At 72.5% G+C, this 15,227-nt stretch carries 16 protein-coding genes; 8 read left to right on the top strand and 8 right to left on the bottom strand.

Translation table 11 applies throughout. The features are described from left to right. Positions 1-39: 39 nt before the first annotated feature. Both HBH26_RS08825 and HBH26_RS08820 read left to right on the top strand, forming a co-directional pair. Positions 40-675 (top strand): hypothetical protein, encoded by a 636-nt coding sequence (locus HBH26_RS08825; RefSeq protein WP_168134213.1) that lies wholly within the window; start codon positions 40-42, stop codon positions 673-675. Next, on the top strand, positions 672-1,127 hold the full coding sequence (locus tag HBH26_RS08820) for a GreA/GreB family elongation factor (RefSeq protein ID WP_168134212.1): 456 nt from the start codon (positions 672-674) through the stop codon (positions 1,125-1,127). Before HBH26_RS08825 ends, HBH26_RS08820 begins: the two co-directional genes overlap by 4 nt. Before the next feature lies 1 nt (position 1,128). Here the strand turns inward: HBH26_RS08820 and HBH26_RS08815 are convergent, their stop codons facing one another. The 6 genes from HBH26_RS08815 to lgt all read right to left on the bottom strand — a co-directional run bounded on the left by HBH26_RS08815 (position 1,129) and on the right by lgt (position 6,036). After that, on the bottom strand, positions 1,129-2,181 hold the full coding sequence (locus HBH26_RS08815; protein WP_168134211.1) for a sodium:calcium antiporter: 1,053 nt from the start codon (positions 2,179-2,181) through the stop codon (positions 1,129-1,131). Between the two features lie 48 nt (positions 2,182-2,229). After that, positions 2,230-3,012, bottom strand: coding sequence for a peptidoglycan editing factor PgeF (gene pgeF / locus HBH26_RS08810; RefSeq protein ID WP_168134210.1), 783 nt, complete (start codon positions 3,010-3,012; stop codon positions 2,230-2,232). Further along, positions 3,009-3,521, bottom strand: coding sequence for a GNAT family N-acetyltransferase (locus HBH26_RS08805; protein WP_168134209.1), 513 nt, complete (start codon positions 3,519-3,521; stop codon positions 3,009-3,011). The genes pgeF and HBH26_RS08805 overlap by 4 nt, the downstream gene beginning before the upstream one ends. Beyond that, on the bottom strand, positions 3,518-4,558 hold the full coding sequence (locus HBH26_RS08800; protein ID WP_420824984.1) for a class I SAM-dependent methyltransferase: 1,041 nt from the start codon (positions 4,556-4,558) through the stop codon (positions 3,518-3,520). The genes HBH26_RS08805 and HBH26_RS08800 overlap by 4 nt, the downstream gene beginning before the upstream one ends. 63 nt (positions 4,559-4,621) lie before the next feature. After that, entirely contained in the window at positions 4,622-5,089 is a 468-nt protein-coding gene (locus HBH26_RS08795) for a hypothetical protein (protein ID WP_168134208.1), read from the bottom strand. A gap of 38 nt (positions 5,090-5,127) precedes the next feature. After that, a complete protein-coding gene (lgt, locus tag HBH26_RS08790) occupies positions 5,128-6,036 on the bottom strand; it encodes a prolipoprotein diacylglyceryl transferase (RefSeq protein ID WP_168134275.1) in 909 nt (302 codons plus the stop codon). A 77-nt stretch (positions 6,037-6,113) separates the two neighbouring features. On the opposite strand from lgt, the gene HBH26_RS08785 reads away from it, so the two are divergent. From HBH26_RS08785 to HBH26_RS08765, 5 genes are all read left to right on the top strand, one after another. Continuing rightward, on the top strand, positions 6,114-7,811 hold the full coding sequence (locus HBH26_RS08785; RefSeq protein ID WP_168134207.1) for a class I adenylate-forming enzyme family protein: 1,698 nt from the start codon (positions 6,114-6,116) through the stop codon (positions 7,809-7,811). A 271-nt stretch (positions 7,812-8,082) separates the two neighbouring features. Then, on the top strand, positions 8,083-10,290 hold the full coding sequence (locus tag HBH26_RS08780; RefSeq protein WP_168134206.1) for a molybdopterin cofactor-binding domain-containing protein: 2,208 nt from the start codon (positions 8,083-8,085) through the stop codon (positions 10,288-10,290). After that, positions 10,287-11,291 carry a ferrochelatase gene (hemH, locus tag HBH26_RS08775; RefSeq protein WP_168134205.1) on the top strand — a complete coding sequence of 335 codons (1,005 nt, stop codon included), beginning with the start codon at positions 10,287-10,289 and terminating at the stop codon, positions 11,289-11,291. Before HBH26_RS08780 ends, hemH begins: the two co-directional genes overlap by 4 nt. Positions 11,292-11,322: 31 nt before the next feature. Further along, a complete protein-coding gene (gene phbB, locus HBH26_RS08770; RefSeq protein ID WP_168134204.1) occupies positions 11,323-12,045 on the top strand; it encodes an acetoacetyl-CoA reductase in 723 nt (240 codons plus the stop codon). A 226-nt stretch (positions 12,046-12,271) separates the two neighbouring features. Continuing rightward, complete coding sequence (locus HBH26_RS08765) at positions 12,272-13,060, top strand: thioesterase family protein (protein ID WP_168134203.1); 789 nt, start codon at positions 12,272-12,274, stop codon at positions 13,058-13,060. Positions 13,061-13,299: 239 nt separating this feature from the next. On the opposite strand, the gene HBH26_RS08760 is transcribed toward HBH26_RS08765, so the two are convergent. Further along, positions 13,300-13,650 carry a glycine zipper 2TM domain-containing protein gene (locus tag HBH26_RS08760; protein ID WP_168134202.1) on the bottom strand — a complete coding sequence of 117 codons (351 nt, stop codon included), beginning with the start codon at positions 13,648-13,650 and terminating at the stop codon, positions 13,300-13,302. Positions 13,651-13,725: 75 nt separating this feature from the next. Here HBH26_RS08760 and HBH26_RS08755 point away from each other — a divergent pair, with 75 nt between their 5' ends. Continuing rightward, positions 13,726-14,799, top strand: coding sequence for an esterase-like activity of phytase family protein (locus HBH26_RS08755; RefSeq protein WP_168134201.1), 1,074 nt, complete (start codon positions 13,726-13,728; stop codon positions 14,797-14,799). A 46-nt stretch (positions 14,800-14,845) separates the two neighbouring features. Here HBH26_RS08755 and rpmB read toward each other — a convergent pair whose 3' ends face one another. Further along, complete coding sequence (gene rpmB, locus HBH26_RS08750) at positions 14,846-15,148, bottom strand: 50S ribosomal protein L28 (RefSeq protein ID WP_168134200.1); 303 nt, start codon at positions 15,146-15,148, stop codon at positions 14,846-14,848. Positions 15,149-15,227: the final 79 nt, after the last annotated feature.

The raw sequence follows: 15,227 nt of genomic DNA, 5'->3' as shown, positions 1-15,227 counted from the left end.
CCATCGGACTCGCGCGTTGCAGCGGCGTGAAAAGGACACATGATGAATAGCGCTAGCTGGTCGATGGAGCCGTTCTCCCAGGACGGCCTGCTCGTCGCGATCGCTCTCGGGCTCGCCGCGATCCTGGCGGTGCTGACGGTGATCGGCATGATCGTGGGCGCCCGCAACAAGCGGCAGCGCGTGGAGGCGGAAAAGGAGGAGCAGGCGCGGATCGAGGCGCTGGAGGCGGACGGGGTCGAAGCCACCACCGGAACCGACACCGCGCCGGCCCCGGCACCGGTGGCGCCCGCCCCTGTCGAATCCGTCGAGCCGGTCCCGCCCACCCCGGTGCGCGATCCGGAGCCGCTGGCGGACGAACCGATCGCCGCCGCCGCGCCGCTCGACGCCTCGCCAGCGGCGGAAGCCGCACCAGCGGCGACCGACGGCGCGCCGGCGGCGGAGCCGGTCACGCGGCTGAAGGGACTGGGCCCGAAGATCGCGACGCGCCTGTCCGAGGAAGGCATCGTCACCGTCGACCAGCTCGCCGCGCTGTCCGACGCGGAGGCGGCGGCACTGGACGCACGGCTGGCGCCGTTCCAGGGCCGGATGGAGCGCGACCGCTGGCGCGAGCAGGCGCGGCTGCTGGCGGCGGGCGAGCGCGACGCGTTCGAGCGCGAGTTCGGGAAGCTGGGATGAGCGTCGCGTTCCGGCGGGAAAGCGACGAGGAGCATCTCGAACCCGTCTTCGAGCTGCCGATCCCGCCCGGGCCCAACCTGGTCACCGGGCGCGGGCTGGCGCTGATCGCGGCGAAGGTGGACGCGCTGGAGGCGCAAGTGGCGGCCGCGGCGGACGCGGAGGCGGCCAAGCCGCTGCGGCGCGAGCTGCGCTACTGGCACACGCGTCGTGCCACCGCGATCGAGACGGCGCCGCGCGGCGACGGCGTGGTCGGCTTCGGCAGCCGCGTCACCCTCGTGCTGGCGGGCAAGGAGCGGACCGTGACGCTGGTCGGCGACGACGAGGCGGAGCCGGCGGCAGGCCTCCTCGCCTTCTCCGCCCCGCTCGCGCGCGCGATGATGGGCGCTGAGGCGGGGGAGACACTGCCCTTCAACGGGCGCGAGGACGCGATCGAGATCGTCGCCGTCGGCTAGGCTAGATCATCGCCAGCACCGCGCTGCCCGCGGCGAAGATCAGGATCACCACCGCCGAATCGACGCCCATCTTCCAGATGGTGCGGTCGCGATGTTCCAGCAGGCCCACCATGAACACGCCGATCAGCGTCGCGCCGAGGAGGGCCGACACGGTCTCGAACGAACCCAGCGTCTCCATCAGCGGCGGCCCGCGGAACACCGCGTCGCCCAGCGGCAGCAGCGCCAGGTTGACGAAATTGGTGCCCAGTACCTGGCCGAACGCCATTTCCGGGCGGCCGAGCTTCAGCGCGGCGACGATCGTCACCAGCTCGGGCAGCGAGGTGGCCGCGCCGATCAGCGCGAAGCCGACGATGGCGCTGGTCAGTCCCGCCTGCGTCGCGATGGCGTCGCCGGTCTGCGACAGCGCGTAGCCCGCGGCGAAGATCAGCGCGCCGTCCAGCGCGACGCGCCACCACAGGCCGGCGAGCGTCAGGTCGGGTTCCACCTGCCCTTCCGCCTCCTCCGCGTCGGGCCGGCCGTCCCCGTCCTCGTCCACGCTCCACGGCGAGCGGCGGTCGTGGCCCGCGGCAAGCCAGAACGAGAAGATCGCCGCCGCCCCCACCGCCAGGCTCCCGACGCCGACGCCGATGCCCGGAATCATGACGTCGCCGACGGTAATGATGGCGGCGATCAGGATCAGCACGATCATGCACAGCGCGGCCATCATCATCGTCGACGGCCGCGCCACGATCGACGTCACCGCCGCGCGCCCGACGAAGCCGTCCACCACCGCCAGAAGCAGCACGTTGATCGCGGCCGAGCCGAGCAGGTTGTTCACCGCCAGCGCCGGATTGCCGATCGACGAGGCCGTCACCGTGTTCGCCACCTCCGGCAGCGAGGTGATGCCGCCCAGCAGCAGCATGCCGACGAACACCTGCTCCATCCCCGTCTTCGCCGCGATCGCGTCGAGATGGCGGGTCAGCCGGCCGCCGCTGATCCACACAACCGCCGCCGCGGCGAGGAAGATGAGCGCATTGGCCCAGACGGGATAGCCGGCGGCATCGGACAGGGGCATCGGCCGGGCAACGGGCCGCACCGGACGATGTTCCTATTGTGATGCGGATCAATCACTTAGCGCGATGAGCGACACCTGCCGGCCGTAATCCGCCTCGCCCCGGTGGGTCGCACGGCGAAAGCTGTAGAAGCGGTGGTCGTCCGCGTAGGTGTCGAGCCCGAGCGTCTCCACCTTCCCCACGCCCGCCGCGGCGAGGCGGTGGGCGACATAGCCTTCCAGGTCGAACCGCGCGTGGCCGGCGCGGCCGGCATCGGCGAAGAAGCGCTCGTTCTCCGCGTCCGCCTCCTCGAACCGGCGGCGAAATGCATCGTCCACCTCGTAGCTGGCGCGCGCGATGCATGGGCCCACCGCGGCGACGATGCGCCCGCGCTCGGCGCCCAGCGCTTCCATCGCCGCGACGGTCGCGTCGGTGACGCCGCCGATCGCGCCTTTCCACCCCGCGTGCGCCGCGCCGACCACGCCGGCGGCGGCGTCGGCGAGCAGCACCGGCGCGCAGTCGGCGGTCAGAATGCCGAGGACGATCCCGGGCCGGTCGGTCGCCATCGCGTCGGCATGGGGACGGGCCGCGTCGTCCAGCGGCGCGGCCACGGTTACGCACTCGGCGGAATGGACCTGGTAGAGCGTCGCGAGCGCACGCCCCGGCGCCACCGCCGCCACCGCGCGGCGGCGATTCTCCGCCAGTTCGTCGGAGATGTCCGCCTGCCCGCGGCGGCCGAGGTCCAGCCCAGCCGTCACCCCGGTGGAGACGCCGCCGCGCCGGCCCAGGAAGCCGTGCGGCACCCCGGCGAGCAGCCGGGCGCGGTTCACCTCCACGCCGCCGGCGTCCGTCATAGTGCCAGTCTCATGACGATGTCCTCGTCCTCGTGCGTGCCGACCATGAAGGTGTAGGGGCCGACCTCCTCGAACCCGTAGCGCGCGTAGAAGCGCCGGGCGCGGTGGTTGTCGATGAAGACGGAGAGGTAGAGCGCCGCGGCGCCGCGCGCTCGGGCCGTGGCGATCGTCCAGTCCATCAGCGCCTGCGCGACGCCGCCGCCGTGGAAGGCGGAGAGGACGTACAATTGCCGCAGCTCCACCGCGCCGTGCTCCGGCGTGAAGGGCAGCGACGGCGGGCCGAGCTTGGCATAGGCGACGATCGCGCCGTCCGCCTCGACCAGCCGCACCGCATAGGCGGGATCGGAGATCTCCGCCGCCCACGCATCCGCCGTGTGGCGGTCGAGGAACAGCGCCAGGTCCGCGGGAGCGTAGAGATGGCCGAAGGTGTCGGTGAACGTGCGGCGGGCGAGCGCCGCCACCGCCGCGGCGTCCCCGCCGCGCGCGTCGCGATACGCGGGCGTGGTCATGCGAAGCCCACCGGCTCGGGCCAGTCGGCGTGGCGGATCGACAGCACCTTGAACAATTCTCCCATCTCCTCCACCAGTCGCGCGCGGTCGGGCGCCACCCGGTCGCCCAGCGCCGCGGCGCGCGCGTCGATCCCCAGCGCCGTCAGGAACGCGCCCTGCCCCACCGGCCCCGCCACCGCCGCGCCGGACGCGCGCGCCACCAGCGCCAGCGTGGCGAAATCGACGTGCGCGGTCAGATCCTGCTCGCCCGGCGCCTCGAACGGGTTGGCGAAGGCATGCGCGCGGACCGCCTGGAGCGTGTCGCCGACCGCGGGTCCTTCGTAGCCATAGTCGATCGCCAGCACGGCGCCGCCCTGCGCCGTGACGCGCGCGGCGAGGCCGGCCATCACCGCGACGCCGGCGGGCGAAGTCTCGATGATCGATCCCGGCGGCGCGTCGGCGAGGTGCGCGGGGATGATGGTGCGCGGCACCTCCTTCCCCGCCACGGGCAGGAACAGCGTGTCCTGGCAGGCGACCAGCCGCTCGTGCCACGTGGCGCCGCGGCGGACGAGCTGGCGGATCGGCAGCGCGTCGAAGAATTCGTTGGCGACGACGAGGAGCGGCACGTCGGCGGGCAGCGTCTCGGGCGAATCGTGGAAGGTGGCGCCTGGCATCCGCTCGGTCTGGGCGCGGCGCAGCGTCGGGCTTGTCTCGACCAGGTGGACCGGGGGCGTGAGCCCCGCGCGCGCCATCACCCGCAGCGCGTCGGCGCCGAGCGTGCCGCGCCCCGGCCCGAGTTCCACCCAGGCGACCGCCGGGCGCCCGGCGCGAGTCCACAGGTCCGCGGCCCAGGCGCCGATCAGCTCGCCGAACATCTGCGAGATCTCGGGCGCGGTGGTGAAGTCGCCCGCGGCGCCCAGCGGGTCACGCGTGGCATAGTAATGGGCGTTGGCGGCGCCCATGAACTGGCTGACCGGGATCGGCCCGCCCAGCGTGATCGCGCGGGCGAGCCGCTCCGCCAGCAGCGGTTCGGCCGGGTCGGTCGCGGGATCGGTCACGTGATGCTCATGCCGGGCCGGGCACCGCACGGCAACCGCGCCCCGCCGACAGGGCACCGCCGCTCAAGACGCGGGTCGAACGGCGACACCGCTGAGCGCGCCCGATGTGGCGCGTAGCCCGCCGAGCGCTCCCTTGCGGATCGACATTGTACTGCCCTGCTGGGGCGCCACTTCCGACGGCTGGCTGTTCTGCCAAACCGACCCGTCCGCCAGCGTCACGCGCCAGTAGCCGTTGCGCAGGATGTCGACAGCCCGCACTGTCGAATCCACGGCGGAGAAGGCGGGGCGCGCCGGCCTGGCGGCGCGCGGCTCCAGCGCCCTTACCGCGGATTGCCGCATCCGCCGGACCTGCGCTGCCCGCTCGTCGAAGCAGGCGAGGCGCGCGCCGGCGTCCGCCTCTGCGTCGCACGCCAGCAAGCGGTCGAGCGCCGCGCCCCCGTCCTGCGCCAAGGCGGGGGATGCAGCGCCGGCCAGCCCGAGGCCCAGCGCGACACTCAGCGCGACGCCCGACAGGCGGATGCGGTTCGTCATCGGTTCTTCTCCTTGGCTGTGCCGGTGTGTAGCCGCGGCTACGCGACGCTCTGCGTCCCGGCGATCGGCTCGACGCGGCGGCGGCGCGCCTTAGCGGTCGCGATCAGGAAGGCGCCCCCGGCGATCATCGGCACGCACAGCCACTGGCCCATGTGGAGGCCCGTCGCCGCGGCGAACTCGCGCAATTGCTGGTCGGGCTCGCGGAAGAATTCCACGGTGAAGCGCGCGACGCCGTAGCCGGCGAGGAAGATGCCGACCAGCATCCCCGGATTGTAGCGCGCGCGCGTGCGCCAGAAGAAGAAGGCGAGCAGCGCGAACAGCGCGATGCCCTCCAGCCCGGCCTCGTACAATTGGCTCGGGTGGCGCGCGGGCTCGGCCATGCCGACGGGCACGGTGCGGTCGAAGACGATCGCCCAGGGCACGTCGCTCGGCTTCCCCCACAATTCCCCGTTCACGAAATTGGCGAGGCGGCCGAAGAACAGGCCGAAGGGCACCGCGCAGGCGACGTAGTCGTGGATGCGCAGCCAGTCGAGCTTGTGCACCCGCGCGAACCAGATGAGGCCGAGCGAGGTGCCGATCACCCCGCCGTGGAAGCTCATCCCGCCGTCCCACAGCCGGAAGACGGAGAGCGGCTCCAGCAGCATCCGCGGCGCGTAGAACAGGACATAGCCGATCCGCCCGCCCAGGATGATGCCGAGCGTGGCGTAGAAGACCAGATCGTCGGCGTGCCGCCGCGCCATCGGCGCGCCCGGCTGCGCCAGCAGCTTCAGGAGGTACCACCAGCCGACGACGATGCCCGCGATATAGGCCAGGCTGTACCAGCGCAGCGTGAAGGCGCCGATGGAGAAGACGTCGGGATGCAGGCCGAGATCGGCGAAGCGGACATGGCCGGCGGTGGCGACCGGGCCGGCCACGGCGGGGGCGATCCCGGCGGCACTGGCGAACATGGGTAGGATCAAGGCTTTTCCCTCTCGAACCGCGCCTGCATAAGGGGTGCAAGGGACAAACCCAAGCGGAGAGACGGATGCGGACGGAGCTGGACGGGCGGATGGACGCGGTGATGGCCGCCATGACCGGCGAGGGCGGGGCCCTGCCGCTCGGCCGGGTGGAACGGTTCGGACAGCAACTCCCCTGTATCGCCGCTGCGCCGCCGACGCTGGCCGCCTATTTCGCGCATTTCGCCGCCCAGCACGCGGAGGCCGAGTTCCTGATCGCGGGCGAGGAGCGGCTGCGCTACGGCGCGGTCCACGCCGCCGCGGTGAAGGTGGCGCGCGCGCTGGTCGCCGAGCACGGCGTGAAGCGGGGCGACCGGATCGGCATCGCGGCGCGCAACTCGGCGAGCTGGATCGTCCTCTACATGGGCGTGCTGATCGCGGGCGGGGTCGCCACGCTGCTGAACGGGTGGTGGCAGAAGGAGGAGCTGGAAGCCTCGCTGCGCGACGTGGACGTCTCCCTCGTCTTTGCCGATCCGCCGCGCGCGCGCCGGCTGGCCGAGATCGCCGGCGCGACGTGGCGCGTGGTGGAATTCGACGACCTGAAGCCGCTGGACGTCGCGCTGGCGCCGCTGCTGCGCGCGAGCGACGACGTGGCGCTGCCCGAACTGACCGGCGCGGACCATGCCACGATCCTGTTCACCAGCGGCTCGACCGGCCAGTCGAAGGGCGCGCTGTCGACGCACTTCCAGGTGATGCAGGGCGTTTTCAACTATCTCGCCAGCGCGATGATGATGCTGGGCATCGCGACGCAGGATGGCGCGACGAGCGACCTGCAACCGGCGACACTGCTGAACGTGCCCCTGTTCCACGTCACGGCCGAGGTGCCGGTGATGCTGCAGAGCTTCGCCATCGGGCGCAAGCTGGTGCTGATGCCCAAGTGGGACGCGGTGGAGGCGATGCGGCTGATCCAGCAGGAGCGCGTCACCTATTTCGTCGGCGTGCCGCTGATGAGCTTCGAGATGCTGACGCATCCGGACCGCGCCAAATACGACCTGTCGACCGTCACCGACATCGCCGCGGGCGGCGCGCCGCGCCCGGTGGAGCACGTGAAGCGGATCGACGCGGAGATGGAGGGCGCGCCGCTGATCGGCTACGGCCTGACGGAGACGAACGGCGTCGGCACGGGCAACTGGCGCGGCAATTACCTGGCCAAGCCCAATTCCGCCGGGCGCCCGTCGCTGCCGCTGGTCGACCTCGCCATCCTGGACGACGCCGGGCGCGCGCTGGCGCAGGGGGAACGCGGCGAGGTGTCGATCCGGTCGGCGGCGTGTTTCGAGGAATATTGGGGCAATCCGCAGGCGACAGCGGCGTGCTTCACCGACGACGGCTATTTCCGCACCGGGGACATCGGCTACCTCGACGAGGACGGGTACCTCTTCATCGTCGACCGCAAGAAGGACATCATCATCCGCGGCGGCGAGAACATCAGCTGCCAGGAGGTGGAGGCGGCGCTGTACGAGCATCCGGAGGTCGCGGAGGCGTGCGTCTTCGGCCTGCCCGACGAGCGCTACGGCGAAGTGCCGGGTGCGGTCGTCCACCTGCGCTCGGCGGGCGCGGTGGAGGCGGAGGACCTGGTCGCGTTCCTCTCCGCGCACATCGCCGCATTCAAGGTACCGCAGCGCGTCTGGATCTCGACGGACCCGCTGCCGCGACTGGGGACGGAGAAGATCGACAAGGTGTCGTTGCGGCGCGATTTTCGCGCGGTTTGGGCGGCGGAGGCGGGTTGAGTTCACGCAAAGACGGGAAGGCGCGAAGAAGGTTGGTTCACGCGGAGGCGCGGAGACGCGGAGGATGTCGTCGCACCGCGCGCGCTCCCGCGAAGCGGCCTCACCCTCGCATAGTCTGGAGGGAGCCGCCGCCGGCGGCTCGGGACGGAGCAGCGCGCGCAACTCTCCGCGTCTCCGCGCCTCCGCGTGAACAAGCCTTCGTCTTTCTTCGCGTCTTCGCGTCTTCGCGTGAACCTTCCCCTTCCCTCCCCTACGGGCTAACCCCACCACCATGGCGATCACCCGGCGCAATCTGCTGATCTCCGGCGGCGTCGGCGTGGGGCTGGTCGTCGCCTGGGCGGCGTGGCCGCGGGCGTATCGGGCGACCCTGCCCGCCGCGCCGGGGGAAACGGTGTTCGGCCCCTTCCTGAAGATCGCGCGCGACGGGCAGGTGATCGTGGCGGTGCCGCAGGCAGAGACCGGGCAGGGCATCACTACCGCGCTGGCGCAGATCGTGGCGGACGAGCTGGGCGCGGACTGGCGCACGGTGGGCGTCGAGGCGGCGCCGGTCAGCCCGCTCTACGCCAATCCGCTGGCCGCCGACGCGCTGTTCGCCGGGGCGTTCGACCGCGTGCCCGAAGGCGTGCGCGAGGAGCATTGGACACGATCCGCGCTGATGCTGACCGCCGCCTCCACGGGCGTGCGCCGGTTCGAGGCGCCGCTGCGCGAGGCGGGGGCGGCGGCACGCGTGCTGCTGTGCAAGGCCGCCGCCGCGCGATGGGACGCGGACTGGCAGGCCTGCGACACCGCCGACGGCTTCGTCACAATGGGCGGGCGGCGACTGCGCTTCGGCGAGCTGGCGGAGGCGGCGGCGGCGGAGACGCTGCCCGACGAGCTGCCGCTGCGCATCGGCGACGAGGGACGGCTGACCGGCCGGTCGCTGCCGCGCATCGACGTCCCCGCCAAGGTGGACGGCAGCGCCAACTTCACCGCGGACATCCGCCTGCCCGACATGGTCTTCGCCAGCATCCGGCAGGGACCGACGCCCGCGTCGCGGCTGCTGTCGTGCGACAAGCGCGCCGCCGAGCGGGTGCGCGGCATGGTTTCCGTGGTCGAGACCGCACACTGGGTGGCGGCGGTGGCGAACAATTGGTGGGCGGCCAATCGCGGGCTCGCCGCGCTGGCGCCCCGCTTCGCGACCGACGGCCCCCTGCCCGCCGACCCCGACGCAGCGCTGGAGGCGGCGCTGGCGGGTGAGGGCTGGCGAGCGGCGAGCGAGGGCGACGTGGGCGCCGCATTCCGAGGGGCGCGGCTGATTCGCGCCGAGTACGCGGTGGCGCCCGCGCTCCACGCCGCCATCGAGACGCCCGCGGCGACGGCGCAGTACGAGGACGGACGCCTGGAGCTGTGGATCGCGACCGAGGCGCCCGGCATCGCGCAGGCCGCCGCGGCGGAGGCGGCCGGGCTGTCGACCACGCAGGTGATCGTCCACCCGATGCTGGTCGGCGGAGGCTTCGGCGCGGCGCTGGAACCAGCCGTCGCGCGCCAGGCCGCGATCCTGGCGCAGCGGCTGCGCCGGCCGGTGCAGCTGACCTGGTCGCGCGGCGAGGCGCTGATGCACCAGCCGGTGCGCGCGCCGGCGCGGGCGCGGATGACCGCGCGGCTGGCGCCCAACGGGCAGATCCTCGGCTGGCACGCCGCCATCGCCGCCCCGGCCAGCGGCCGCGCGCTGGCGGCGCGGCTGCTGGCGCACGATCCGCTCGCGCGGGTGGCGCGCGCGCTGCCCGACGGCGCGGACGGCCATGCGGTGGCGGGCGCACGGCCGGGCTATCGCATCCCCGCGATCGCGATCGACCACCACCCGGCCGACCTGCCGCTGGCAATCGGCCACCTGCGCGGCGGGGCGCATGGCTACACCGCCTTCTTCACCGAATGCTTCGTCGACGAGCTGGCGCATGTCGCGCAGAGCGAGCCCGTGTCCTACCGCATCGGAATGCTGGGCGGCGACGCGCGCATGGCGCGGTGCCTGTCCACGGTGTCGGCGCTGGGCGGATGGGAGGGCGGCATGGTGGGCAGCGGACAGGGCATCGCCTGCCACACGATGGCGGGCAGCTGCATCGCCGTCCTGGCCGAGGTGCACCAGGGCGAGGACGGGCGCGTCGCGATCGACCGGCTGGTCGCGGCGGTGGACTGCGGCCGCGCGATCAATCCTGACGGAGTGCGCCAGCAGGTTGAGGGCGGGCTGGTGTTCGGCGCGGCGCTGGCGACGGGCTGCACCACCGGATACGCCGAAGGGCTGGCGACGACGCGGTTGATGTCCGCCGTCCGGCTACCGACGCTCGCCACCGCGCCCGAGGTGACGGTGGAGCTGATCCCTTCCACAGCCGATCCCGGCGGCGTCGGCGACCTGGGCGTGGTGGCGGTCGCCCCGGCGGTCGCGAACGCATTGCGCGCGGCGACCGGAACGCGGGTGCGCACGCTGCCGTTGAGCGCGCGATGAACCCTTCCGACCACCCCACAATCCCGGCCCCGCGCGTCGGCGTGCTGCTCGTCAACCTGGGCACGCCCGACGCCGCCGACGCCGCCAGCGTGCGCCGCTACCTGGCCGAGTTCCTGTCCGACCCCCGCGTGGTGGAGATCCCGCGGCTGGTCTGGCAGCCGATCCTGCGCGGTGCGGTGCTGACGACGCGGCCGAAGAAGTCGGCGCACGCCTATCGGCAGGTGTGGACCGAGGACGGATCGCCGCTGGCCGCGATCACGCGGCGGCAGGCGCTGGCGCTGAAGGACGCGTTCGGCCCGGACGTGACGGTCGATTATGCCATGCGCTACGGCCGCCCCGCCATTGTCGACCGGCTGCGCGCGCTGAAGGACGCGGGGTGCGAGCGCATCCTGTTCGCTCCGCTCTATCCGCAATATTGCGCCGCGACGACCGCGACCGCCAACGACAAGGCGTTCGCCGCGCTGGCGGGAATGCGGTGGCAGCCGGCGCTGCGCACCTTGCCGCCCTATCACGACGATCCGGCCTATATCGACGCGCTGGCGACCAACGTGCGCGCACAGCTGCAGCAGCTGGATTTCGCGCCGGACGCGATCCTCGCCAGCTTCCACGGAATGCCGCAGCGCACGCTGGAGCTGGGCGATCCGTACCACTGCCACTGCCGCAAGACCGCGCGGCTGCTGTCCGAGGCGCTGGGGCGCGAGCTGACCGTCACCTTCCAGAGCCGCTTCGGCCGCGCCAAGTGGCTGGAGCCCGCCACCGACAAGGTGCTGGAGGCGCTGCCCGCCACCGGCGCGCGCAAGGTGGCGATCGTGGCGCCGGGCTTCTCCGCCGATTGCCTGGAAACGCTGGAGGAGCTCAGCATCCGGGGGCGGGAGAGCTTCGAGGCGGCGGGCGGCACGCATTTCGCCTACCTGCCCTGCCTCAACGACACCCCCGCCGGGATTGTGATGTTGCGTGGCTTACTGGCGCGGGAACTTGCGGGGTGGGTCGCGCCTGCCTAGCCTTGCCGCAGAGCAAGGGAGAGGAGTTTGCATGGCACGGGTAGCGATCGTCACCGGCGGCACGCGCGGCATCGGTGAGGCGATCAGCGTCGCGCTGAAGGACGCCGGCATGACTGTCGCGGCGAACTACGCCGGCAACGACGAGCGCGCGCGCGACTTCACCGCGCGGACCGGCATCGCGGCGTTCAAGTGGGATGTGGCCGACTACGACGCCTGCCAGGCGGGTGTGGCGGAGGTCGCCGCGGCGCTGGGGCCGGTCGACGTGCTGGTGAACAACGCCGGCATCACCCGCGACGGCACGATCCTGAAGATGACCTACCAGATGTGGAAGGAGGTCATGGACACCAACCTGGGCGGCTGTTTCAACATGGCCAAGGCGGTGTTCCCCGGGATGCGCGAGAAGAAGTGGGGGCGCATCGTCAACATCGGCTCGATCAACGGCCAGGCGGGGCAATACGGGCAGGTGAACTATGCCGCGGCGAAGAGCGGCATCCACGGCTTCACCAAGGCGCTGGCGCAGGAAGGCGCGCGCGCCGGCGTGACGGTGAACGCGATCGCGCCCGGCTATATCGACACCGACATGGTCGCCGCCGTCCCCGCCGATGTGCTGGAGAAGATCGTGGCGAAGATCCCGGTCGGCCGCCTGGGCCAGGCGAGCGAGATCGCGCGCGGCGTCGCCTTCCTGTGCTCCGAGGAGGGCGGGTTCGTGACCGGATCGACGCTGAGCATCAACGGCGGGCAGCATATGTACTGACGGGCGCAGGCCCGCGCGCCGCGGGCCGGTGCGCCGGCGGCGCAGCGTCCGGCACGGCCGGCGGGTCGGCGTCAGCCGAACCCGTCCGACGACGCGGGCTTCGCCCGCGGCGTGGCCCGCCGAGGAAGAACCGGGCTCCGACTTCGCTCACCCCAGAGGTGGCGGTCCCCCCTTCCACTCGCGCCGAGCTTGTCGAACCCGCGCTCTTCCCTCTAGCCTCGCGCGCATGACCGACGATGCGATCTTCACTCGCGAGGGCGCCGCCTATCGCGCCACCGCTTTCGCGGCGGGGCCGTGGCACCCCCGGCTCCAGCACGGCGGCGCGCCGTCCGCGCTGGCGGTGCACGCGGCGGAGGCGGTGCCGACGCTGGCGCCGATGCGCGTGGCGCGGGTGACGGTGGAGCTGCTGCGGCCGGTGCCGGTCGGCCCGATCCACGTCGAGGCCGAGGTGCTGCGCCAAGGGCGCAAGATCCAGTTGGTGCAGGTGCGCCTGTTGCACGAGGGCAGCGAGGTGACGCGCGCGACGGTGCTGCGCGTCCGCACGGTGGATCAGCCGCTGCCGGGCGGCGTGGCGATGCCGCCGGTCGCCTCCGCGCCGGAGGAGGTCGCGCCCGACGCGGGCTTCCGCGGGCTGACGCGCGATGCCGTGAACTTCGGCGCGAACTTCGACGTGCGGCGGCTGCGCGGCGGGTTCGGCGAGCTGGGGCCGGGCCAGGCTTGGTTCCGGCAGCATCGTGCGACCGTCGCCGGCGCGGACACGTCGCCGGCGATGCGCGCGATGGCGGTGGCGGACTTCTCCAACGGGATCGCGCCGGTGCTGCCCTTCGCCGAGTGGACGTTCCTGAACGCCGACCTGACGGTCAGCTTCGCGAGGCTGCCCGAGGGCGAGTGGATCTTCTCCGATGCGGAGACCTGGGCCGGGGCGGACGGGCAGGGAGTGGCGATGACGCGGCTGGCGGACCGGCACGGCTATTTCGGCCGCGCGGTGCAGTCGCTGCTGCTGGAGCGGCGCTGAATACAACGCGCCGGCCGTTCCTTTCGGATCGACCGGCGCGCGCCCTCATACGCTACGCGAGGGAACCAAAACTGCTTGAAGGATCGGGTGGCGCGACGGCGAAGCCGCCGCCCTTCGACTGCCTGCCAAGGCAGGCGCTCAGGACAGGCTTCGGACGGATTCGGCTTTGCCGACGCGCCGGCCGTGCCGACCGCTGCGCTATGCGCATCGGCGGCGGGTCGCCCCGCCGCCTGCGGCCGTCAGCGGCAGTACCGCGGATTGTTCGACTTCTCGATCGCGTTGCCCGCCACCGCGCCGCCGACGCCGCCGAGCACCGTGCCGAGCGTGCGGTCGCCGCGCGTGTCGATCGCCCGGCCCAGCAGGCCGCCCGCGATCGCCCCGACGATCGTGCCGGTGGTGCCGCCGTTGCAGCGACGGTTGTAGTTGTAGCGGCGGTTGTCGTAACGACGGTCGTAGTCGCGATAGCCGCGGCCGTTGTCGTAATAGCGGTCGTAGCCGCCGCGATAGCGCTGGGCGTCGGCGGTGGTCGGCACCACGGCGCTCGCACCCATCACGAGGGCCACGCCGGCGAGGGTCAGCTGCTTGAACATGGGTCGTCTCCCGTTTGCGAATCCTGCGACGGAAACCCCGTCGATGAAGAGGTTCTGCCCGATTCGCATTGAGCCGTGCCTGAATGCGCCCGTTATCGCCGGTTCAGGCTTCGGCCGCTGACGCGCCTGCTTTCCTCCCGGCGTCGCGCCTGGCTGGCGGCGGTGCTGTTCCCTGCGCTGGCAGTGCCGGCCTGGTCGGGCGAGCCGCGGCTGGAGATGCCGGGTCGCAACCTGGTGGTGCACGCGCGCGGCTGGGCGCCGGCGGGCGGCTGGCCGCGGCGGATCGGCCGGCTGGAGCCGGTCGGCGCGGTGTCGCTGAGCGCGGAAGATCCCGCGTTCGGCGGCTTCTCCGCGCTGGCGCTGTGGCACGGGCAGGCGATTCTGCTGAGCGACGGCGGCACGTTCGTGCGCCTGGCGATCCGCGGCGGGATGGTGCGCACCTTGGCCACCGGCACCCTGCCGGGAGGACCCGGGACGGGGTGGTCGAAGCTGGACCGCGACTCCGAATCGCTCGCCGTCGATCCCGCCACCGGCACCTTGTTCGTCGGGTTCGAGCGCGCCAACGTCGTCTTCCGCTACGCTCCCGGCTTCGCGCGGTGGGAAGCGTGGCGCGCCCCCGCGGCGATGCGGCTGTGGCGCGACAACAGCGGCGCCGAATCGCTCGTGCGCCTGCCCGACGGGCGCTTCGTCGCCTTGTCGGAGAACGGCGACTGGGAGAAGAGGGAGTGGCCCGCGCTACTGTTCGCCGGCGATCCCGCCGATCGGGCGACGCGCGTCGCGCGCTTCCGCTACCGCCCGCCGCGCCGCGTGGTGCCGACCGACGCGACGGCGCTGCCGAACGGAGACCTGCTGGTGCTGCACCGGCGGTGGGACAAGCCGCTGCGCTTCACCGCGCGGGTGGCGCGGGTGCCCGCCGCCTCGCTGCGCGCCGGCGCGCTGGCGGTGGCGGAGGAAATCGCCGCCTTCCCGCCCGCGCTGCTGGGCGAGAATGCGGAAGGCATCGCGGTGACGCGCGAGGGCGGCGCGACGATGGTGTGGATCGTGACCGACAACGACGGGTACTTCTGGCGAAAGACGATCCTGGCCAAGTTCCGCCTGCTCGACGCCCCGCCCCCAAGCCGGACGCGAATCGGCCCGCCGTCCCGGTGAGGGAAGGCGGGCCGTTCGATCATTCCGGCAGAAGCGTCGGCGCGGCTTACGCCGCGGCGGCGGCGGTCCCGGCCAGCTTCTTCACGACGTCGCGCTTCAGTCGGCGCGCCTTCAGCGACAGCTTGTCGTTAGAGGTCTTCACCAGCCAGTTGTCGAGCCCGCCGTTATGCTCCACCGAGCGCAGCCCGTGGGTCGACACGCGCAGCCGCACCGACCGCTCCAGCGCGTCGGAGATCAGCGTCACGTTCTGCAGGTTCGGCAGGAAGGTGCGCTTGGTCTTGTTGTTGGCGTGCGAAACGTTGTTTCCCACCTGCCGGCCCTTGCCGGTCAGCTCGCAGATGCGCGACATGATGCGTGTCCTGAATTCGGGTTGCCCGGAAAGTGGGCGCACCTAACGCGGGCGGGGCGGTTCGTCAACCGGCACGGTG

It is taken from the genome of Sphingomonas corticis (genome assembly GCF_012035195.1).
GTDB classification, from domain to species: domain Bacteria; phylum Pseudomonadota; class Alphaproteobacteria; order Sphingomonadales; family Sphingomonadaceae; genus Sphingomonas; species Sphingomonas corticis.
Note: the sequence above shows the minus strand (reverse complement) of the source record. Positions and strands in the feature narration are given on the sequence as shown.